15 protein-coding genes are annotated in these 20,259 nt (G+C 61.3%); 9 read left to right on the top strand and 6 right to left on the bottom strand.

Annotated features, from left to right (window positions below; all coding sequences use genetic code 11):
- Nucleotide 1 precedes the first annotated feature (1 nt).
- The 9 genes from H4W29_RS10350 to H4W29_RS10310 all read left to right on the top strand — a co-directional run bounded on the left by H4W29_RS10350 (nucleotide 2) and on the right by H4W29_RS10310 (nucleotide 11,887).
- Nucleotides 2-1,444, top strand: a complete 1,443-nt coding sequence (locus H4W29_RS10350; RefSeq protein ID WP_192728840.1) for a M81 family metallopeptidase — start codon at nucleotides 2-4, stop codon at nucleotides 1,442-1,444.
- A gap of 207 nt (nucleotides 1,445-1,651) precedes the next feature.
- Entirely contained in the window at nucleotides 1,652-2,377 is a 726-nt protein-coding gene (locus tag H4W29_RS10345; protein WP_192728839.1) for a FadR/GntR family transcriptional regulator, read from the top strand.
- A 79-nt stretch (nucleotides 2,378-2,456) separates the two neighbouring features.
- Entirely contained in the window at nucleotides 2,457-3,965 is a 1,509-nt protein-coding gene (locus H4W29_RS10340; protein ID WP_192728838.1) for an ABC transporter substrate-binding protein, read from the top strand.
- A 63-nt stretch (nucleotides 3,966-4,028) separates the two neighbouring features.
- Nucleotides 4,029-4,976, top strand: coding sequence for an ABC transporter permease (locus tag H4W29_RS10335; RefSeq protein WP_192728837.1), 948 nt, complete (start codon nucleotides 4,029-4,031; stop codon nucleotides 4,974-4,976).
- Entirely contained in the window at nucleotides 4,973-5,857 is an 885-nt protein-coding gene (locus H4W29_RS10330; protein ID WP_192728836.1) for an ABC transporter permease, read from the top strand. The genes H4W29_RS10335 and H4W29_RS10330 overlap by 4 nt, the downstream gene beginning before the upstream one ends.
- A 21-nt stretch (nucleotides 5,858-5,878) precedes the next feature.
- Nucleotides 5,879-7,663, top strand: a complete 1,785-nt coding sequence (locus tag H4W29_RS10325; RefSeq protein ID WP_192728835.1) for a gamma-glutamyltransferase family protein — start codon at nucleotides 5,879-5,881, stop codon at nucleotides 7,661-7,663.
- Nucleotides 7,664-7,665: 2 nt separating this feature from the next.
- Complete coding sequence (locus tag H4W29_RS10320) at nucleotides 7,666-8,421, top strand: DUF1028 domain-containing protein (RefSeq protein WP_192728834.1); 756 nt, start codon at nucleotides 7,666-7,668, stop codon at nucleotides 8,419-8,421.
- A gap of 39 nt (nucleotides 8,422-8,460) precedes the next feature.
- The gene (locus tag H4W29_RS10315) at nucleotides 8,461-10,299 is read left to right on the top strand and encodes an ABC transporter ATP-binding protein (RefSeq protein ID WP_192728833.1); all 1,839 of its coding nucleotides are present in this window, start codon (nucleotides 8,461-8,463) and stop codon (nucleotides 10,297-10,299) included.
- A 256-nt stretch (nucleotides 10,300-10,555) separates the two neighbouring features.
- The gene (locus tag H4W29_RS10310; protein ID WP_192728832.1) at nucleotides 10,556-11,887 is read left to right on the top strand and encodes a glucoamylase family protein; all 1,332 of its coding nucleotides are present in this window, start codon (nucleotides 10,556-10,558) and stop codon (nucleotides 11,885-11,887) included.
- Nucleotides 11,888-11,889: 2 nt separating this feature from the next.
- On the opposite strand, the gene H4W29_RS10305 is transcribed toward H4W29_RS10310, so the two are convergent.
- The 6 genes from H4W29_RS10305 to hglS form a co-directional block, all read right to left on the bottom strand.
- On the bottom strand, nucleotides 11,890-12,927 hold the full coding sequence (locus H4W29_RS10305; RefSeq protein ID WP_192728831.1) for an ABC transporter ATP-binding protein: 1,038 nt from the start codon (nucleotides 12,925-12,927) through the stop codon (nucleotides 11,890-11,892).
- Nucleotides 12,924-14,591, bottom strand: a complete 1,668-nt coding sequence (locus tag H4W29_RS10300) for an ABC transporter permease (RefSeq protein ID WP_192728830.1) — start codon at nucleotides 14,589-14,591, stop codon at nucleotides 12,924-12,926. The genes H4W29_RS10305 and H4W29_RS10300 overlap by 4 nt, the downstream gene beginning before the upstream one ends.
- Before the next feature lie 63 nt (nucleotides 14,592-14,654).
- Nucleotides 14,655-15,680, bottom strand: coding sequence for an iron ABC transporter substrate-binding protein (locus tag H4W29_RS10295; RefSeq protein ID WP_192728829.1), 1,026 nt, complete (start codon nucleotides 15,678-15,680; stop codon nucleotides 14,655-14,657).
- A gap of 207 nt (nucleotides 15,681-15,887) precedes the next feature.
- Complete coding sequence (amaB, locus tag H4W29_RS10290) at nucleotides 15,888-17,426, bottom strand: L-piperidine-6-carboxylate dehydrogenase (protein ID WP_192728828.1); 1,539 nt, start codon at nucleotides 17,424-17,426, stop codon at nucleotides 15,888-15,890.
- A 25-nt stretch (nucleotides 17,427-17,451) separates the two neighbouring features.
- A complete protein-coding gene (locus tag H4W29_RS10285) occupies nucleotides 17,452-18,735 on the bottom strand; it encodes an NAD(P)/FAD-dependent oxidoreductase (RefSeq protein WP_192728827.1) in 1,284 nt (427 codons plus the stop codon).
- 69 nt (nucleotides 18,736-18,804) lie between these two features.
- Entirely contained in the window at nucleotides 18,805-20,211 is a 1,407-nt protein-coding gene (gene hglS / locus H4W29_RS10280) for a 2-oxoadipate dioxygenase/decarboxylase HglS (RefSeq protein ID WP_192728826.1), read from the bottom strand.
- Nucleotides 20,212-20,259 lie beyond the last annotated feature (48 nt).

Genomic DNA, 20,259 nt, shown 5'->3' with positions numbered 1-20,259 from the left:
AATGCGCATCGCCGTCGGTGGCATTCACATCGAATGCAGCACGTACAATCCCGTCCTGAACGAGGAGAAGGATTTCCGGGTGGTGCGTGGCGAGGGACTGCTGGCGGCCCCCTATTTCGCATTCCTTGGGGATTACGACGCCGAATTCCTGCCGACGATCCATGTCCGCGCCATTGCCGGCGGCCCGGTCGCGCGCCACACCTATGAGGCCTTCAAAGCCGAATTCCTGGAACGCCTGAAGCCACTGCTGCCGCTCGACGGCCTCTATCTCGCCATGCACGGCGCCATGTATGTCGAAGGCATGGAGGACGCGGAAGGCGACTGGATCAGTGCAGCCCGCGCGCTCGTTGGCGATCACTGCATGGTCTCGGCCAGTTATGACCTGCATGGCAACGTCACCCAGCGCATCCTCGATGCGCTCGACATGTACTCCACCTATCGCACTGCGCCGCATATCGATGTCGAGGAGACCATGCGACGCTCGGTCTCCATGCTGGTGAAAAGCCTGAAGACGGGCGTGAAGCCAATCCTGCTCTGGGCGCCGATCCCGGTCGTTCTGCCGGGCGAACGCACCAGCACCGTCGATGAACCGGCAAAGAGCCTTTACGCCGAACTGCCCGGCATCGACGCGCTAGACGGCGTCTGGGATGCTTCGCTGATGGTCGGTTACGTCTGGGCTGACGAACCTCGCGCCACCGCTGCAGCCATCATGACCGGTACCGACCGCAGCGTACTGGAGCGTGAGGCAAAGCGTCTGGCGAAGGCCTATTGGGACGTACGTGAAGAATTCGTCTTCGGCTGCGAAACCGGCTCGATCGAGGAATGCGTCGCCAAGGCGGTCGCCAGCCCTACTGGTCCCGTCGTGCTTGCCGAATCCGGTGACAACCCGACTGGCGGCGGCGTGGGCGACCGAACCGACGTATTGGCCGAACTGATTGCAAATGGCGCCACTGGTGTCGTCTTCGCCAGCATCGCCGATAAGGTGGCCGCCGAGACCTGCTATGCTGCGGGCGTCGGCGCCTCTCTGGAGCTGACGGTCGGCGCCTCGCTCGATACCAAGGGCAGCAAGCCAGTGACGGGACGTTTCATGGTGAAGTTCCTGCACGAAACCGCTGACGCGGCAGACCGCCAGGCCGTCGTTTCCATCGGCGGCATCGATCTGGTGCTTTCCGCCAAGCGCCGCCCCTATCACAACATCGTCGATTTTACCCACCTCGGTCTTGATCCGCGCACGGCAAAGATCGTCGTCGTCAAGTCGGGTTATCTCTCGCCGGAACTCGCACCGATCGCCAATCCCAACCTCATGGCGCTCTCGGCCGGTGTCGTCGACCAGTTCGTCGAGCGCCTGCCGCGCCTGCGCAAAGAGCACCCGACCTATCCTTTCGACAAGGATTTCAGCTTCGAGCCGCAGGCTCTCCTTTCTGCGCGCTCCGCGAACCGCTGAGGCTTGAGAGGCGAACCAATTGATTTTTGGTACCGCACGCTTGCCACGCGTGCGGTTCTCATCAAAACGTGAGCCTACCTTTGAATCTGCCGCAAAACCGTGCCATTCGACCAATAAACAGGCAGATATTTATTTGCACAAAAAAGCGCTTGACGATCCACCGGATTTGGTTTGCATTGAACCAATATTAAATTGGTTCAACCAATCATGGACGAAACGCAAGGCAATTCGAACTATGCGCTGGAGAAGCTGAGGGCTCTCCTGCAGTCGGATAGTCTCGATGCCGATGGCAAGCTGCCAACCGAGCGTACGCTCTCCGAAATCCTCGGCGTCAGTCGCCGCTCCATCCGCCGCGCGCTGGAGGTGCTGGAAGCCGAAGGCCGCATCTGGCGTCGGCAAGGCTCCGGCACCTTCGCCGGCAAGCGGCCGGACAGTTGGAGCAACCATGTCGATTCCATCGTCGCCGACACCGATCTCATGGAAATCATGGAAGTGCGCCTGCGCGTCGAACCACAGCTTGCCCAGCTTGCGGCCATGCGCGCCAAGGCCGCCGATGTCGAGCGTATGTATGATCTCGTGAAGAAGATCTACGAAAGCACCGATGCCGACGGCCGCGAACTCTGGGATGGGGCGCTGCATCGCCAGATCGCCCAATGCGCCGGCAACACATTCTTCCTCACAATCTTCGACGTCATCAACCGCGTGCGCCAGGACGAAGCCTGGCAGATGATCCGCGAGCGCGCCCGCAGCGCCAGCCGCACGCGCGAAGTCACCCATGGCCAGCACACAGCCATCGTCGACGCTATCGCCGCCCGTGATCCAGGAAAAGCCGGCGAAGCCATGCGCCAGCACCTGCTGACGCTGCAGGAAAGCCTCATCCGCATCACCTCTCTCGACCATGGCGAAGCGGTGGCCGAGAAGGAGCCCACCTGAGCGGGGAAAAAGCACGGCGGAGATAACCGCCGGCTCGGCACGACAAACGTGAAACAAAAACATAACAGAGGAGAATGAAATGAAATTCGCCAGATTGCTGACGACCGCCGCAACGGCAGCGCTTTTTGCGCTTCCCGCTTTCGCGGTCGAACTGAAGATTGGCCTGCAGGACGACGCCGACGTGCTCGATCCCGCACAGTCGCGTACCTTCGTCGGTCGCATTGTCTATACCGCGATGTGCGACAAGCTCGTCGATGTCTCGCCCGACCTGAAGATCGTGCCGCAGCTTGCGACGGAATGGAACTGGTCGGCTGACGGCAAGGCGCTCACCATGAAGCTCCGCCAGGGCGTGAAGTTCCAGGACGAAACGCCCTTTAACGCCGAAGCCGTCGTCGCCACCATCGAGCGCAACATGACCCTGCCGGAATCGCGTCGCAAGAGCGAGCTGAGTTCCGTCCAGAAGGTCGAGGCGTCAGGCGAATATGAAGTCAAGTTCACGCTGAAGAGCCCAGATGTCACGTTGCTTGCCCAACTTTCCGACCGCGCCGGCATGATCGTCTCGCCGAAGGCCGCAAAGGAACTCGGCGCGAAGTTCGGCGACCATCCCGTCTGCGCCGGCCCCTTCAAATTCGTCGAGCGCGTCCAGCAGGACCGCATCGTGCTCGAAAAGTTTCAGGACTACTGGAACAAGGATAATGTCTTCATCGACAAGATTACCTACCTGCCGATCCCGGATTCGACCGTGCGTCTCGCTAACCTGCGCTCCGGCGATCTCGACATGATCGAACGCCTGGCCGCAACCGACGCCGAAACGGTCAAGAGCGACGCGAACCTCGTCTACAAGGATGTCGTCAACACCGGCTGGCTCGGCATCTACGCCAATGTCGGCAATGGCGCACGCGCCGACAACCCGATGGGTAAGGACAAGCGTCTGCGCCAGGCCTTCTCGCTGGCAATCGACCGCGATGCCGCCATGCAGATCGTCTTCGAAGGTACCGGCGTTGCCGGTAACCAGCCCTTCCCGCCGAACAGCCCGTGGTTCGACAAGGATGTTCCGGTTCAGGCTCGTGACGTCGAAAAGGCGAAGGCCCTCGTCAAAGCAGCAGGCTTCGACCGCGTACCGGTCGAAATGCAGGTTCCGAACAGCCCGGTCACGATGCAGATGATGCAGATCATCCAGTCCATGGTCGCCGAAGCCGGTTTCGATGTCAGCCTGAAAGCGACGGAATTTGCCACCCTGCTCAATGAGCAGACCGCCGGCAATTACCAGCTCAGCCGCTCCGACTGGTCCGGCCGCGTCGATCCTGATGGCAATATCCAGCAGTTCGTCACCTGCGGCGCCGGCCTGAACGACAGCAAATATTGCAATGCTGATGTCGACAAGCTGCTGAACGAGGCTCGCCAGTCTCCTGACGATTCCGTGCGCAAGCAGAAATACGATGCCGCGACTGCAATCCTCAATGACGATTTGCCGATCATCTTCCTCGGCCACCAGTCGTGGATCTGGGCGCTGCACAAGAACATCACCGGCTTCGTTGCTTCGCCCGACGGCATGATCCGCCTGGTCGGTGTGAAGAAGGAAGGCTGATAGCCACACGCTTCAGGGACGCGGCGGCCCTCGCCGCGTTCCGCTGATGGTATCGGAGCGCCCATGTACAGGTTCATCGCCAAGCGGCTGCTGGTCGCCATTCCAACTCTCTTGATCATTTCGGTCTTTGTCTTCTCGCTGCAGAAACTTCTGCCGGGCGATCCGGTTCTGGCCATGGCCGGCGAAGAGCGCGATCCGCAGGTGCTGGAATTCCTGCGGGAAAAATATCACCTCAACGACCCCGTTCCTTACCAGTATTTCTACTGGCTGGGCTCAGCCCTGAAGGGCGATCTCGGAATTTCATTGCGCACTAACCAGCCGGTTATCGAGCTCGTTGCAGAAAAACTGCCGGTCACTATCCAGCTTGCGATCATGTCGATGATCTTCGCCTTTGTGATCGGCGTGCCGATGGGCATCCTGGCGGCCGTCAAGAAGAACACCATCATCGATTATCTCGCCAACATTATCGCTCTGTCGGGCCTGTCGATCCCAAACTTCTGGCTCGGCATCATGCTGATCCTGCTGATTTCGGTGAACCTCGGCTGGCTTCCGGCTTCGGGCTATGAGCCTTTCTTCTCCAATCCGCTACGCTCGCTCCAGACCATGCTGATGCCCTCCTTCGTGCTCGGCAACGCGCTCGCCGCCACGCTGATGCGCCACACCCGTTCGGCCATGCTGAGCGTCTTGAGCGCCGACTACATTCGTACCGCCCGCGCCAAGGGGCTTCCGGAAAGCTCGGTGGTGCTGGAACACAGCTTCCGCAACGCGGTCCTGCCGATCGTCACACTGACCGCTCTGCTTTTTGGCGAGCTTCTCGCTGGCGCGGTTCTCACGGAGCAGATTTTCACCATTCCAGGCTTCGGAAAACTCATCGTCGATGCCGTCTTCAACCGCGATTACGCCGTCGTCCAGGGCGTCGTCATCTGCACGGCAATCGGCTTCATCCTGATGAATCTAGTGGCCGACGTTCTCTACGTTCTCCTCAATCCGCGTATGAGGGCTTCGCTATGACCGCAATCGATCAAGTCGTTGCCGCACCCATCGCCTCAACCGAGCAGCGTGCGCCGAGCCGCGCCTGGCGCAAGCTCAAAGCTAACAAGGGCGCGCTCGTCGGCCTCGCCATCATCGCCTTCTTCGCAATCCTTGCCATCATCGCGCCGCTCCTGCCGCTCCCCGATCCGAACGCCACGAGCTGGTCGACGATCCGCAAGGCGCCGTCAGCGGCCCATTGGCTCGGCACCGATGATATCGGCCGCGATATTCTCTCGCGCATGATCTGGGGTGCGCAGGCCTCGCTGATGGCCGGCGTCTTCTCGGTGGCGATCGCCGTTTTCATCGGCGTGCCCTTCGGCCTGATCTCAGGCTATTTCGGCGGCTGGATCGATATGATCATCTCCCGCATCACCGAAGCCTTCCTGGCGATGCCTTTCCTGATCACCGCGATCGCGCTTGCCGCCTTTCTCGGCCCGAGCCTCAGTAATGCGATGATCGCGATCGGCCTTTCGGCCATGCCGATCTTCGTGCGGCTGACGCGCGGGCAGGTGCTGGCGGTCAAGACTGAGGAATATATCGAAGGCGCGCGCTCCATAGGGCTGCGGCACTTCAGCATCATCACCCGCTATATCCTGCCGAATGTTTTCGCGCCGATCCTTGTGCAGGCGACGCTGACGATCGCGACCGCCATCATCGCCGAAGCCAGCCTCTCCTTCCTCGGCCTCGGCCAGCAGCCGCCGACGCCGAGCTGGGGCTCGATGCTGAACGTTGCCAAGAACTTCCTGAACCAGGCACCGTGGATGGCGATGTGGCCAGGCATTGCCATCTTCCTCGTCGTTATCGGTTTCAATCTTTTGGGCGACGGCCTGCGCGATGCGCTCGATCCGCGCGAAGCATGACCCTTCGAAAGGACATATGAAATGACCGCATTCACGACCCGCCCCGAAATTCTGGGCACATTCGGCGTCGTCACCTCAACGCACTGGATTGCTTCGGCCGTCGGCATGAGCATCCTGGAAAAGGGCGGCAACGCCTTCGATGCGGCGGTTGCTACCGGCTTCACCCTGCAGATTCTCGAGCCGCACCTCGTCGGCCCCGGCGGTGACATGCCGGCGATCATTTATTCGAAGAGGAAAGACAAGGTCGAGGTCATCTGTGCCCAGGGCCCTGCGCCGGCAGGCGCCACCATCGAGCACTATACGTCCGAGGGCCTGAGACTGATCCCCGGCGACGGCCTGCTGGCAACCGTCATTCCCGGCTCCTTTGATGGCTGGATGCTGATGCTGCGCGACTACGGCAGGCTGAGCGTGCGCGACGTGCTGGAGCCGGCGATCTATTACGCCGAAAACGGCCATCCGCTGCTGCCGCGCGTCTCCGCAACCATCAAGGGGCTTGCCGAATTCTTCGAAAAGGAATGGCCGACCTCCTACGAAACCTGGGTGCCTGGCGGCTCGGTCCCCGAACCGCATTCCAGCTTCAAGAACCCGGTTCTCGCCGAAACCTGGAAACGCATCATTGCAGAAGCGGAAGCAAAGCAGGGTCGCGAGGCGCAGATCGAAGCTGCCCGCGACGCCTTCTATCGCGGCTTCGTCGCCGAGAAGATCGCAAACTATCTGAAGACGGCCGAAGTGATGGATGCCAGCGGCAGCCGCCACAAGGCAGTGTTGACGGCGGATGACATGGCAAACTGGTCGGCAACGATCGAAGAGCCGCAGACCTACGACTATCATGGCTGGACCGTCGCCAAGATCGGTCCCTGGGGTCAGGGCCCTGTCTTCCTGCAGACCCTGTCGATCCTCAGGGATATGGATATCGCCTCGATGGAGCCTGATGGAGCCGACTTCGTCCATACCGTGACCGAAGCCATGAAACTCGCCTTCGCCGATCGAGAGATCTACTACGGTGATCCCAAATTCGCCGAGGTGCCGCTCGATCAGCTTCTCTCGGACACCTACGCCGCCGCCCGCCGCAAACTCATCACAGACGAAGCCTCCTTCGACCTGCGTCCCGGAAAGCTGTCCGGCTTCGAGCGGCAATATGACGCAACAATGGAGATGCTCGGCGCCGATTCCAAGACCGGCGCCGTCTACGAGCCGACCATGGCGCACCTGACGGAAAAGCGCGGCGACACCGTCCATATCGACGTTATCGACCGCGAAGGCAACATGGTCTCGGTCACCCCCTCGGGCGGTTGGCTGCAATCCTCGCCGATCATTCCAGGCCTCGGCTTCTGCCTGAATTCGCGCGCCCAGATGTTCTGGCTGAAGCCCGGACTGCCGACATCGCTCGCTCCCGGCAAGCGCCCGCGCACGACACTGACACCTTCGCTCGCCCTTTATGAAGGCCGCCCGACGCTCGCCTTCGGCACGCCCGGCGGCGACCAGCAGGAACAGTGGCAGCTCTCCTTCTTCCTGCGCTATGTGCACCACAAGATGAACCTGCAGGCGGCAATCGACCAGCCCCTCTTCCACACCTCGCATTTCCCCGGCTCCTTCTATCCGCGCACACGTGAACCGGGCGGTCTGATGGTGGAAGGCAATTTCAGCGCTGCCGTACTCGACAGTCTGCGTGCCCGCGGCCACAAGCTCACCGTCGCCGAGCCCTGGACCATCGGCCGCCTGACGGCAGCCCGCCGCGATGCCGACGGGCTGTTGCGTGCCGCCGCCACACCGCGCCTCATGCAGGCCTATGCGGTCGGGAGGTAGGTATGACCTGGTCCATCGTCGCCCGCGATCCCAGCACAGGTTATCTCGGCATTGCCGTCGCCACCCGCTTCTTTGCGGTCGGCGGGCTGGTACCACATATCCGCGGTGGTATCGGCGCCGTCGCCACCCAGGCCTTCGTCAGCCCGCTCTACGGCACCGACGGGCTTGCGCTTCTTGCCGAGGGCAAGGCGCCGGATGAGATCATCGCCGAACTGACCGCCCGAGACGCTGGCCGCGATCAGCGCCAGCTTCACCTGATCGATGCCCAAGGCCGCAACGCCGCCTTCACGGGCGCAAAATGCATCGACTGGGCCGGTCATCTGATTGATGACAATGTTTCCGTCGCTGGCAATATGCTGGCAGGTCCTCAAGTCGTCGCCGAGACGCTTGCCACCTACAAGCAGGCAATGGACAAGCCTTTCATCGAGCGCCTGCTCGAAGCCATGCAGGCCGGCGAGGATGCCGGCGGCGACAAGCGTGGCAAACAGTCTGCCGCCCTCCTCGTCCATCGTGATCAGGATTATCCCTGGCTCAGCATCAGGGCGGACGATCATCCTGACCCGCTCGCGGAATTGCGCCGGCTCTACGCGGTAGCGCAAGAACGCTACATGCACGTCGCCGAGACGATGGCGACGAAGGCCAATCCCAATGGAATGATCGACAGGCGCGAGATCGATGAGAGGATCGCGGCGCTCGAAGCCGCGCGCATTGCTGAAGGACGGCCGTCCGCCTCACTTGCCACGCCTTTGAAGACCTGAAATCCCAGCGCTCTGGCACAAAAAGAATAAGGGAACGATATGAGTGATCAGCCTGCAACATCCGTCTCTCCGGTTCTTTCCGTCCGGAACTTGACAACCTCCTTTCTCGCCGACGGCGAGTGGAGATCCGTCGTCCGCAATGTCTCCTTCGATGTCATGCCGGGGGAAACAGTCGCCATCGTCGGCGAGAGCGGGTCCGGCAAGAGCGTCACCTCGCTTTCCATCATGCGCCTGCTCGCCAAGGGCTCAAGCCGCGTCGAAGGCAGTATCACGCTCAATGGGCGCGATATCCTTTCCCTCTCCGACAAGGAGATGCGTTCCGTGCGCGGCAAGGATGCCGCCATGATCTTTCAGGAACCGATGACCAGCCTGAACCCGATCTTCACCATTGGCCGGCAGATTTCCGAGGCACTCACCTGCCACGGCGATATCAGCAAGGCTGACGCGCGCGCGGAAACGATCCGCCTTCTGGAGAAGGTGCGCATTCCCAATGCCGCATCCCGCTTCGATGAATATCCGCACCAGTTTTCCGGCGGCATGCGCCAGCGTGTCATGATTGCCATGGCACTTGCATCGAGGCCGAAGCTTTTGATCGCCGACGAACCGACCACTGCACTCGACGTCACCATCCAGGGCCAGATTCTCGACCTCATCAAAGTGCTGCAGGAAGAGGAAGGCATGTCCGTTCTCTTCATCACCCATGACATGGGCGTCGTCGCCGAGATCGCCGACCGCACCATCGTCATGTATCGCGGCGAAGCGGTCGAAACCGGAACGACGGACGATATCTTCAATCGCGGCAAACATCCCTATACGCGCGCCCTGCTCTCTGCCGTGCCGCGGCTCGGCTCGATGGATGGCCGCAAATGGCCGCTGCGTTTTCCGGTCATCGACACGGCGACCGGCGAACGCCGCGAGCCGGTAGAAGTGGCCGAAACCGTCGACCGCCGTAAGACGCCGATCCTCGAAGTGAAGAACCTCGTCACTCGCTTCGATATTCACGGCGGTCTCCTCGGCCGCAAGACCGGCGCCATTCATGCCGTCGAGGACGTTTCCTTCGAACTCTTCCAGGGCGAGACGCTGTCGCTCGTCGGCGAATCCGGCTGCGGCAAATCCACGACAGGACGTTCGATCACACGCCTGGTGCAACCGAATGGAGGCTCTGTCAGCCTTGACGGCTATGACGTGCTGAACCTCGACGCGATCAGCCTGCGTCAGATGCGCCGCAGCATCCAGATGATCTTCCAGGACCCCTTCGCGAGCCTCAATCCGCGCATGACGATAGGGGCTGCCGTCGCCGAACCCATTGTCGAACACGGCCTCGGCACTCGTGCCCAGGCCCGCGACAAGGCCGCCAACCTGCTCGAACGCGTCGGCCTGAAACCGGATATGATGAAGCGTTACCCGCACGAATTTTCCGGCGGCCAGCGCCAGCGCATCTGCATCGCCCGCGCCCTTGCGCTCGACCCGAAGGTGATCGTTGCGGATGAAAGCGTCTCGGCTCTCGACGTCTCGATCAAGGCGCAGGTCTGCAATCTGCTGATGGATCTGCAGCAGAGCCTCAACCTCGCTTTCCTCTTCATCTCGCACGACATGGCTGTCGTCGAACGTGTCAGCCACCGCGTTGCAGTCATGTATCTCGGCGAGATCGTCGAAATCGGCCCGCGCGAGGAGCTTTTCCGCAATCCGCAGCATCCCTACACGAAGAAGCTGATGGCCGCTGTTCCGGTGCCGGATCCCGCCCGCCGCGGCATCCGCCGCAACCTCGGCACCGACGAACTGAAAAGCCCTGTCCGCCCCGTGGGTTACGTGCCACCGAAGCGTCAGTACCGCGAAGTCGTAGCAGGCCATATGGTGCGGATGGAGGAAGCCGCCTGAGCTGGCTCAGGAGGCTCAACCGAAAGTTTAAGGATGATAGGCATTGCACGGGGTGGACCATATCCCGGGGCTGCGGTTTAATCCCTTTTGCTGCATCGCTTATATCATTTATTCCAGATATTATTTCACTGGTAATTATTAACGCCAATTGCCGGCGTTTGTGTTCTCTTATCCTTGCGAATCAAAAAGGTTTGATTTGCCTGGGGGCAGCCACCATGTTGAAGCATGGGGCGATATAACAGTTGGGCAGGAGCACATGCTGCAACGGATTGAAGACATTGATGCCGCGCTAGTCGACAGGCTGCAGCATTCAGCGTTCAAATATTTCCTGAAATATTCCAATCCTGAAAACGGCCTTGTGCCGGACACATCGATCCCTGGCGTGCCGGCGAGCATCGCCGCGGTCGGCTTCGGACTATCCTCATATCCTGTTGGCGTCGAGCGCGGCTGGATCAGCCGCGCGGAAGCTGCCGAGCGCGTCTTCAACACGCTGCATTTTTTCGCCAACGCCAAGCAGGGCACGGAACGCCACGCGACCGGGCATCGCGGCTTCTTCTACCACTTCCTACACGTGGATACCGGCAACCGCGCCTGGAACAGCGAGCTTTCGACCATCGATACCGCTCTGCTCGTCGCCGGCATCCTGACAGCTGCGCAATATTTCGATGGCGAGGATGAAACCGAGACCGAGATCCGCGGGCTCGCAAAATTCATCTACGAGCGCGTCGACTGGCGCTGGGCGCTGAACAAGGGCGATTGTATCTCGATGGGCTGGAAGCCCTCTTCAGGTTTTCTGCGCTGGCGCTACCATGGCTTCGATGAAGCGATCATCCTCTACACACTGGCGCTGGCATCACCGACTTACCCGATCCCGCAATCAAGCTACGACGCCTTCACGGCAAGCTATTCGTGGATGATCTTCAACGAGCAGCCCTATCTCTATGCCGGCCCGCTCTTCATCCATCTTTTCTCCCATGCCTGGATCGATTTCCGAGGCATCCAGGACAAGCCGATGCTCGAGCGGAACTGGGACTATTTCCGCAACACGCAGGTCGTCATCAACGTCCAGCGCGACTACGCGGAACGCAATCCCGGCCAGTTCGTCGGCTACAACAAGGATATCTGGGGCTTTACGGCTTGCGACGGCCCGCCGCCGACGCGGCGCATGCGCGGTGGCCGCAATCCGAAGGTACTGGGTTATGCAGCCCGCGGTGCTCCGCTCGGCCCCGATGACGGCACGATCGCGCCCTGGGCAGCGCTCGGCTGCCTGCCTTACGACCGGCAGGCTGCCCTGGATGGCACCAAGGCGCTGCTGACGACCTATCCGAACCTGCTCCTGGAGGGCGGCTTCCCCGGCGGCTTCAACCCGACAGTCCAGACCAAGCGGCCTGAGGGCTGGGTCGATGACCGAACCGTGGCCATTGACCAGGGCCTCCTCGTGATGACAGTCGAGAACGCACGTTCCGACTTCATCTGGAAGCTGATGCGCAGGAATCCGGTCATCCGTCTCGGCCTCGAGCGCGCCGGCTTCACCGGGGGCTGGCTGGCAGGCGAAGAGCCGCAAGAACTGGTTCTGAAGGCAGGCTGAACCTAACGCGAAAAAACATGCGCCTTGCCGGCGATATCGAGGCGAACGAGATCGCCCCGCGCCGGCAACGCCACGCTCGATGTCTTGATCAGGATTGGCGGCAGCGCGACAGCCGCAAGCGACACTGCCACCGTGCAAATTGCGCCGCCGAATTCCACATCCACGACACGCCCGCCGTATTTCGCGTTGGCCTCGTCGACGACGACGCGGATCTGCTCCGGCCGCAACATGATTTCCGCCTTGCCCTGATGGACCCCCTCAACCGGCACACTGCCAAGCGCGCAATCGGCAAAGCCGTTCTTGATGATCGCCGGCAGCATCACCGCATCACCAAGGAAAAGCGCCGTCTCGCGATCCCGCGGCTTGAGATAAAGCGTCTGCGGCGTGCCGGCCTGCACTAGCTTGCCCTCGCGCAGTACCGCAACCTGATCGGCAAAGGAGAGGGCCTCGCCCTGATCATGGGTCACGAGAACGGCGGTGATGCCAGCCGTCTGCAGGACGCGGGCAACCGCCTTGCGCATATTTTCCCGAAGGCCTGTATCCAGCGCGGAAAAGGGTTCGTCGAGCAGCATGAGGCGCGGACGGCGACCGAGCGCGCGGGCAAGCGCCACACGCTGCTGCTGGCCGCCGGAAAGCTGATGCGGCCGGCGATCCAGCATACTGTTTTCGAGTTCCACCATTTCCAGAAGGTCGCGGATACGCTTGTCGCGATCGGGCGCCCCGCGCTCGAAACCGAAACCGATATTTTCAGCGACACTCAGATGCGGAAAGAGCGCACCATCCTGCGAAACGATGCCGATGCCGCGCTTGTGGGCGGGAACGCAGGCCGGCCCGTCGGCGAGCACCTCACCATCGAGCATCACCCGGCCGACATCAGGCTGTTCGAAGCCGGCGATGATGCGCAGCAGCGTCGTCTTACCGGAACCGGAGGGACCGACAACCGCCGTGCGGCTGCCCGCCTGCACTTCAAGCGAGATATCCTTCAAGGCCTGAACCGGCCCATAACGCTTGCTGATAGCGTCGATCGTAAGCAGCGTCATTGGCCGGCAGTCCGTTTCGATTGGGCATAGAGCATAAGGGTAAGCGGCAGCGACAGCACGACCATCATGAAGGCATAGGGTGCTGCAGAGACATAATCGATCTCGCTGGTCATCGACCAGAATTTCGTCGCCAGCGTATCGACGCCATTCGGTGACAGCATCAGCGTCGCCGTCAATTCATTGGTAATGCCGAGTGCTGCGAGCGCCACGCTGGCAGCAGCACCCGGCGCTGCGAGCCGCATAGTGATCTGGCGCACTGCCTGTCCCGGCGTCCGGCCAAGCCCCATTGCGGCCCGCTCAAGCTCGACGGGCGCCTGCGCGATGCTGGCGCGCAGGCCGACCATGGCGCGCGGCAGGAAAAGCAGCACATAGGCAACGAGCAGCGTTGCAAAGGTCTGGTACAGCGGCAGGATGAGACGAACGGTGATCGAGACAAGCGCAAGCGCCACGACGACACCCGGCAGCGAACCAACGTAATAATGGCAGGCTTCGAGGATGCGCTGGAGACGGCCCGGCGCGCGCACAGAGAGCCAGGCCATGGGCATTGCGGCAATCGTCGTCAGCACGCCACCGGCGATGGCGAGAACGATCGTCTGCACAAAGGCGCTCGCCACCTCGATGCGCCAGATGCCGAGCCCGCCGAGATAGAGCCAGCGGCCGAGCGTGATCAGCGGCACACCGAGCGTCAGCGCTGCAAGGACGATCGGCAGAGCCACGGCGGGCACGACAAACCAGCCGAGCCGGCGACGGTCTGCCGGGCGCGCTGAGCCGGAGCCAACGCGTGCATATCGCTCATTGCCGCGCAGCAGGATCTCGAGGCCAAGCAGGAACAGGCAGCAGGCGACGAGCACGCCGCCAAGCATGTTGGAAGCCGGGCTGTTGTAGGAAGACTGGAACTGGTCGACGATCGCGGTTGCAAACGTGTCGAAGCGGATCATCACGAATAGACCGTATTCCGACAGCAGGTGCAGTGCGATCAGCAGCGAGCCGCCGCAAATGGCCAGGCGAAGCTGCGGCAGAACCGTGCGGAAGAAAACCCGCCACGGATCGAGACCGAGAGAGGCAGCAGCATCCTCGATCGCCGGATCGAGCCGGCGCAGCGCCGCCGCAACCGGCAGATAGAGAAAAGGATAATAGGCAAGCACCGAAACGAAGACGCCGCTCTGTAAACCGCGCATGCCCGGAAGCAGGCTTACCCAGGCATAGGAGTGTACGAAGGCCGGCACGGCAAGTGGAGCGATGGCCAGCCACGCCCAGAGCCGTGCGAAGGGGATGTCCGTCCGCTCCGTCAGCCAGGCGAGTATAACCGCTAGGACGATCGACAGCGGAACGGTGATCGATTCCAAAAGAACCGTATTGACGAGAAGCTCGCCGACGCGTGGACGGAAAACCAGCGTCTTCACCGTTTCCCAGCCGACATCATAGGTCACCCAGGCGATGAAGCCGAGCGGCACAAGGCTGAAGACCGCGACGATGGAGGCGAGGAGAACGACGGAAGCGTGCGGCATGCGCCCGCGCGGCAAACTCATTCGCGCGGCCCCTGGCGTCACCGGCGCCTTCTTGCCGGATGCAAGCAATCTATTGTCCTGCAGCAAGGCCGATGCCTTCACACGCTGAAAAAGGAAGGCAACCGCTTTTGAGGAGCGGTTGCCGGATTTCGTCATGCCCTAAGGTTTTCTTGAGCCAAAAGCAATAGTTTTGGCCGGAAGAAGACTGCGGCAGAAAGGTTAGATAAGGCCGGCGGCTGTCATCAACTCCACGACCTTCTTGCTGTCGAGGGTCGAGGCTTCGACCTTTGGAGCGTTGAGGTCGGCAAGCGGCACCAGCTTGTCATTGGAGGCCGCGTTCTTACCGACAGCATATTCAAAGGAATCTCCATCCTTGAGCACTGTCTGGCCGGCCTTGCTGGTGAGATACTTGATGAAAGCCTGGGCCTCCTTCATGTGCTGCGTCGACTTCAGGATACCGCCGCCCGAAACACTGACGAAAGCGCCCGGGTCCTGGTTCTTGAAATAATGCAGGCCGACATTCTTGCTGTTCTCACCGGTCTTCGCCTGATCGCCGAACCAGTAGTAATGATAGATGATCGCGCCTTCGACTTCGCCGGCATTGACGGCCTTCATGGCGACGCTGTTGCCCTTATAGGGAGTGGCGTTGTCCTTGAGGCCCTTCAGCCATGTCTTGGTGGCTTCTTCACCCTTCAGCTGCAGGAAGGCCGCGACGATTGCTTGGAAGTCAGCACCAGCGGGTGCGGCACCCCAGCGGCCCTTCCAGGCCGGATCCTGAAGTTCGACCATCGACTTCGGCAGCTTGTCTTCGGTCAGCTTCGTCTTGTCATAGACAAAGACGGTCGTGCGGGCTGCAATGCCGGTCCACATGCCGTCGGCGGGGCGATACTGTTCCGGAACCTGATCCAGCGTATCCTTCTCGATCGGCGCGAAGAGGCCGGCACCGTCGACCAGCGTCATCGCCGGCGAGTTTTCGGTCAGGAACACGTCGGCGGGCGAAGCGTCGCCTTCCTGGATGATCTGATTTGCGAACTGCATGTCGCTTCCCTGGCGCATGGTGACCTTGATGCCGGTCTCCTTGGTGAAGGCATCGATCCATTCGCGGCCGAGGCTTTCGTGCTGGGCATTATAGACGACGATGCCTTCGGACTCCTGCGCATTGGCGCTGCCTGCGAGCGCGGTGGCGGCGAGAAGTGAAGCGGCAAGTGCAAATGCGCCGGAAAGACGGTTAAGAGCAATTTTCATGATGGCCTCCGTGTCGATGTCACCCGAGCTCCCAAGGGTGATGGCAGGCGTATATTTTTGTTGACTGATTACTTCAAGTTTCGAGGTCAAAAAAATCATCACATTATCTTGACTCAATCTTTCATCTTCACAGGGAATAAATCCGGATTTCGTCAAAAAACGCGACGCCGGTGAGGCGTCGCGTTTTTGTGGTTCCAATGCGTCAGCTTATTCGACGTCGAACTTGACGCCCTGCGCCAGCGGCAGGGTCTTGCCGTAATTGACGGTGTTGGTGGAACGGCGCATGTAAGCCTTCCAGGCGTCCGAACCGGATTCACGGCCGCCGCCCGTCTCCTTCTCACCGCCAAAGGCTCCACCGATTTCAGCACCCGACGGACCGATATTGACGTTGGCGATTCCACAATCCGAACCGCGCGAGGAGAGGAAGGTCTCGGCCTCACGCATATTGTTGGTGAAGATCGAGGACGACAGGCCCTGCGGCACGGCGTTGTGCAACTCCAGCACGGTATCGAAATCGCTATACTTAATGACGTAGAGGATCGGCGCGAAGGTTTCGTGCTCCACCGGGCCGATCTGCTCCGGCATTTCGACGAGCGCGGGGCGAGCATAGAAGGCTTCTGCCGAACCATTCTCGACGCGCTCACCTCCAACGACAGCGCCGCCGGCGGCCTTTGCCTGGCCAAGAGCGCTCTGCATCTTGTCGAAGGCCTGACCATCGATCAACGGACCGACCAGTGTGCCGGTTTCCAGCGGATTGCCGATCGTCACCGAACCATAAGCCTTCTTCAGCCGTGGCACGAGCTGGTCATAGACGCTCTCATGCACGAAGAGACGGCGCAGCGTCGTGCAGCGCTGGCCCGCCGTGCCCATCGCCGCGAAAGCAACACCCCGCAGCGTCAAGTCGAGATCGGCCGTCGGGCAGACGATCGCGGCATTGTTGCCGCCGAGTTCCAGGATCGCACGGGCAAAGCGCTGCGACAGGCGCGGGCCGACGGCCCGGCCCATGGCTGTGGAGCCGGTCGCCGAAACCAGCGGGATCTTCGGGTGATCGACCAGCACTTCGCCGATCTCGCGGCCGCCGATCAAGAGCGTCGAGAGGTTTGCCGGCGCCTTGCCGCCTTCGGCGACGAAACGCTTCAACGCCTTCTCGAACAGGGCCTGAACGGCGAGCGCCGTCAGCGGGGTCTTTTCGGAAGGCTTCCAGACGGTGGAATTGCCGCAGACGATGGCAAGCGCGGCATTCCACGACCAGACGGCAACCGGGAAGTTGAAGGCCGAAATGATACCGATGGCGCCAAGCGGATGCCAGCTTTCCATCATGCGGTGCTCGGCCCGCTCGGTGGCAATCGTCAGGCCGTAAAGCTGGCGGGAAAGACCAACGGCGAAATCGCAGATATCGATCATTTCCTGCACTTCGCCGAGGCCTTCCGAAGTGATCTTGCCGACCTCGATCGAAACCAGGCGGCCGAGCGCCACCTTGGAGGCGCGCAACTCTTCGCCGAGCAGGCGGACCAGCTCGCCGCGCTTCGGCGCCGGAACGGCCCGCCACTCGAGGAAAGCCTTGTGTGCCGCATCGATCGCCGCCTTGGCGTCGGCGACGGAATGTTCCTTCAGCTTGCCGATTTCCTTACCTGTGATCGGCGAAGTGACGGACAGCGTACCGCCCGTATAACTCCTGGCATCGACGCCGAGATCGGCGAGCAGCTTGGCGGTTTCGGTGGCGAGATCGAGGACGGCGATGTTCATTGTCGTGGTTCCAGTCTTGTTGTTCTCAGAAACGGGCATCGGCGAAATGGGCGACCTGAGCGCCGGCTTCGTACCATAGTTCCCTAAGCGCGCGGAAGCTCTGCTCACGAGGGTCGGTCAGCGGCAAAGGTAGATCCGCTTCACCAATGCGGCCAAGAATATGCTCCGCCAATGTGCGGCCGAACACCGTGCCGGGCGCAATCCCGCGGCCATTATAGCCCGAAAAGCCGACGACATTGGGCGCGAATTTGTGGAAACGCGGCAGGGCGTTGTCAGTCATGCCGATCTGCCCGTACCATTCGCACTCGAATTCGGCATCGCCGATCTCGGGGAAGAGCCGCTTCAGCGCGCGCTTGGCCCAGCCCTTATGCACGGACAGGCCGGTGTTGCGTAAAGCGCCCACGCTGCCGAAGACGAGACGGCCGGCCTGATCCATGCGGAAAGACGAGAGAATTTCCTTCGTATCCCATACGCCCTCGCGATTGGGCAGGATCGACTGACGCAGGTTATGGCCGAGCGGCATGGTGGCGAAATTGAAATAGGGAAGAAACACCTGTTCGTTGCGCACCTGTTCCCAGGGACCGGTGCTATAGGCATCCGTCGCCACGATGATCCAATCAGCCGTTACCTGCCCATGTGCCGTCTTGACCAGCCACCGGTTGCCTTGCCGCTCGGTCGCAATGACAGAACTTGCCGTGTGCAGCACAACGCCCGCCTTTTTAGCGGCATGCGCCAGCCCGCGTGCATAGGCAAGCGGTTGCAGCGTGCCGGCCCGCATGTCGAGCAGCGACCCGGCATAGGCATTCGTGCCAATGCGTTTTGCAGTCTCATCGGCATCGAGCAGTGCGACAGGCGCACCCCGAGCCGACCACTGCCTGTAGCGCTCCTCGACTTCCTTCAGACCATCGGCGCCGACGGCGCAATGTAGCGTGCCCTGCCTTTCGAGCTCGCAGGCCATGCCGTGCTTTTCGATCAGCTCCATCACCAGCCGTGGTGCGTTGCCGAGCAGATCGAGCAGCCGCTCGCCGTAGACAGGGCCGAGCACGCCGGGCAGATCATCCGGCATGACCCACATGCCGGCATTGATGAGACCGACATTGCGGCCTGCCCCGCCGAAACCGATCTCCTTGGCTTCGAGGAGCACCACTCGCGATCCGGCCTCGGCCAGATGCAGGCCGGAGGAAAGACCGGTATAGCCACCACCGACGATGACGACATCGGCCTCGACGGCACCTTCCAGTGCAGATGTGATGGGCGGTTGAGGAGCAGTCTTTTCCCACAGGCCGTGGGAGCGCGGATCATTGAGCATCGGACAGTCCAGTCAGGATCGAAATCGGTACTCTAGCGCCGCGCCCGCCCCTGCGGAAGCGGCCGATTGTCAGGCGACCGTCTTCAGCTTCAGGCCGGAAAGGCCGAGCTCTTCCATGGCCATATCAAGCGAGGCGGCCTGCCGCTCGGCATAAAGCGCGAGCTCGTCCAGCACGTCGGCGCCAAGCGCCTCCTCGAAAGCCGCCCGGTTCGAGCGTGTCGCATAATTCTGCTGCTGGTCCGTGCCGAGATTCGACTGAAAGATACCGGCCGCGCTGACGGGCAGGAAATCCTCGTAGATGACAGGATCGAACCGCAGATAGCCCTTGGCGATAAGCGTGTCCGGATCGGAGGGCAGCTGGCCCTTTGCCGCAATACCTTCGGGCGTCGCCGAATAGTGGAAGAAGGCCAGTCCTTCGCGCCGCAACTCGTCCCAATTGTCCGGCAGCGTCTTGAATCGTTCGGCGAGCTCGGCATCATAGTCGCCGGCCTTGGCTCCGGATGCGCCGACCTGCACTTCGCCGCGCACCGAGGCGAGCAAGCGATCGTAGAGCGCCCGGCCCTTGATCGTCAGCGCAACGCCACGCTGTTCTATCTCGCCAAATCGAGCCGTATGCGTGCCTGCCTTCATGCCAGCAGCATCCGTGAAGGCAATCGGCTCTTCCAGCGCCTTGAAACTCGTCTGCCGCAGCAGGATATCGCAACTACGCCGCGGCGGTCCTTCGATAACGGCCTTCGGCGTGATGCCGCGCTCCGGCATACGCCGCTGCACTTCATCGATATCGAGCGTGCGCGGCGTGAGATGGTTGATATGCGGTCCCTTGAAGCTGACGACATCGGCAATGAGGCGGTGCGCATCATGCAGGCGCTTGTAGGTTTCGGCGCTGACGGTTGCTTCACCATGCCAGCGGAAGGTTTCCAGCGCCTCCGCAACGAATTCCGCAGCCTCCATTTCCGTCAGTCCGCCGGCCTTTTCATGCTGCTCGACGAGTGCAATGGCGCGCGGTGTGTAGATCTGCCGCTTTGCAAGGATATCAGCGGCTTCGGCGCGCAATTCCTCGTCCTCGATCAATTCCAGCCGCAGCAGAGAAGTAAAGACACGGAACGGATTGACGTTCAGCGCCTTTTCTTCGACAGGCCTGAAGCAGGTAGAATGCACCGGAACACCGGCGACCGAGAGATCATAATAACCGACCGACTGCATACCCATGACGGCAAAGAGCCGTCGGATGGTGAAGAGTTCCTCAGCCGTTCCGAGACGGATCGCACCGTGGCGCTCGACATCGATGCGCTCGAGTTCACCTGCACGCCGAAGCCGCTCGCTGAGTTCCTGGTCCGCCGCGAGGACTTCGGCGTTGACCTCCCCCACGAGCTCGATCAGCGTCCCGTATTGCGGCACCTCCATCCGGTACATCTGCGACATGGCTTCAGTGAAAAGCGAACGGATGCGGTCCGTGGAGACGAAAGCGCCGGGCATGAAAGAACTCCGCGTTCATTCCGATTTTGCAGGATGAAGTTCTTTACA

The organism is Rhizobium viscosum, assembly GCF_014873945.1.
GTDB classification, from domain to species: Bacteria; Pseudomonadota; Alphaproteobacteria; order Rhizobiales; family Rhizobiaceae; genus Rhizobium; species Rhizobium viscosum.
The sequence above is the reverse complement of the archived record's forward strand: the minus strand, read 5'-3'. Positions and strand labels throughout refer to the sequence as shown.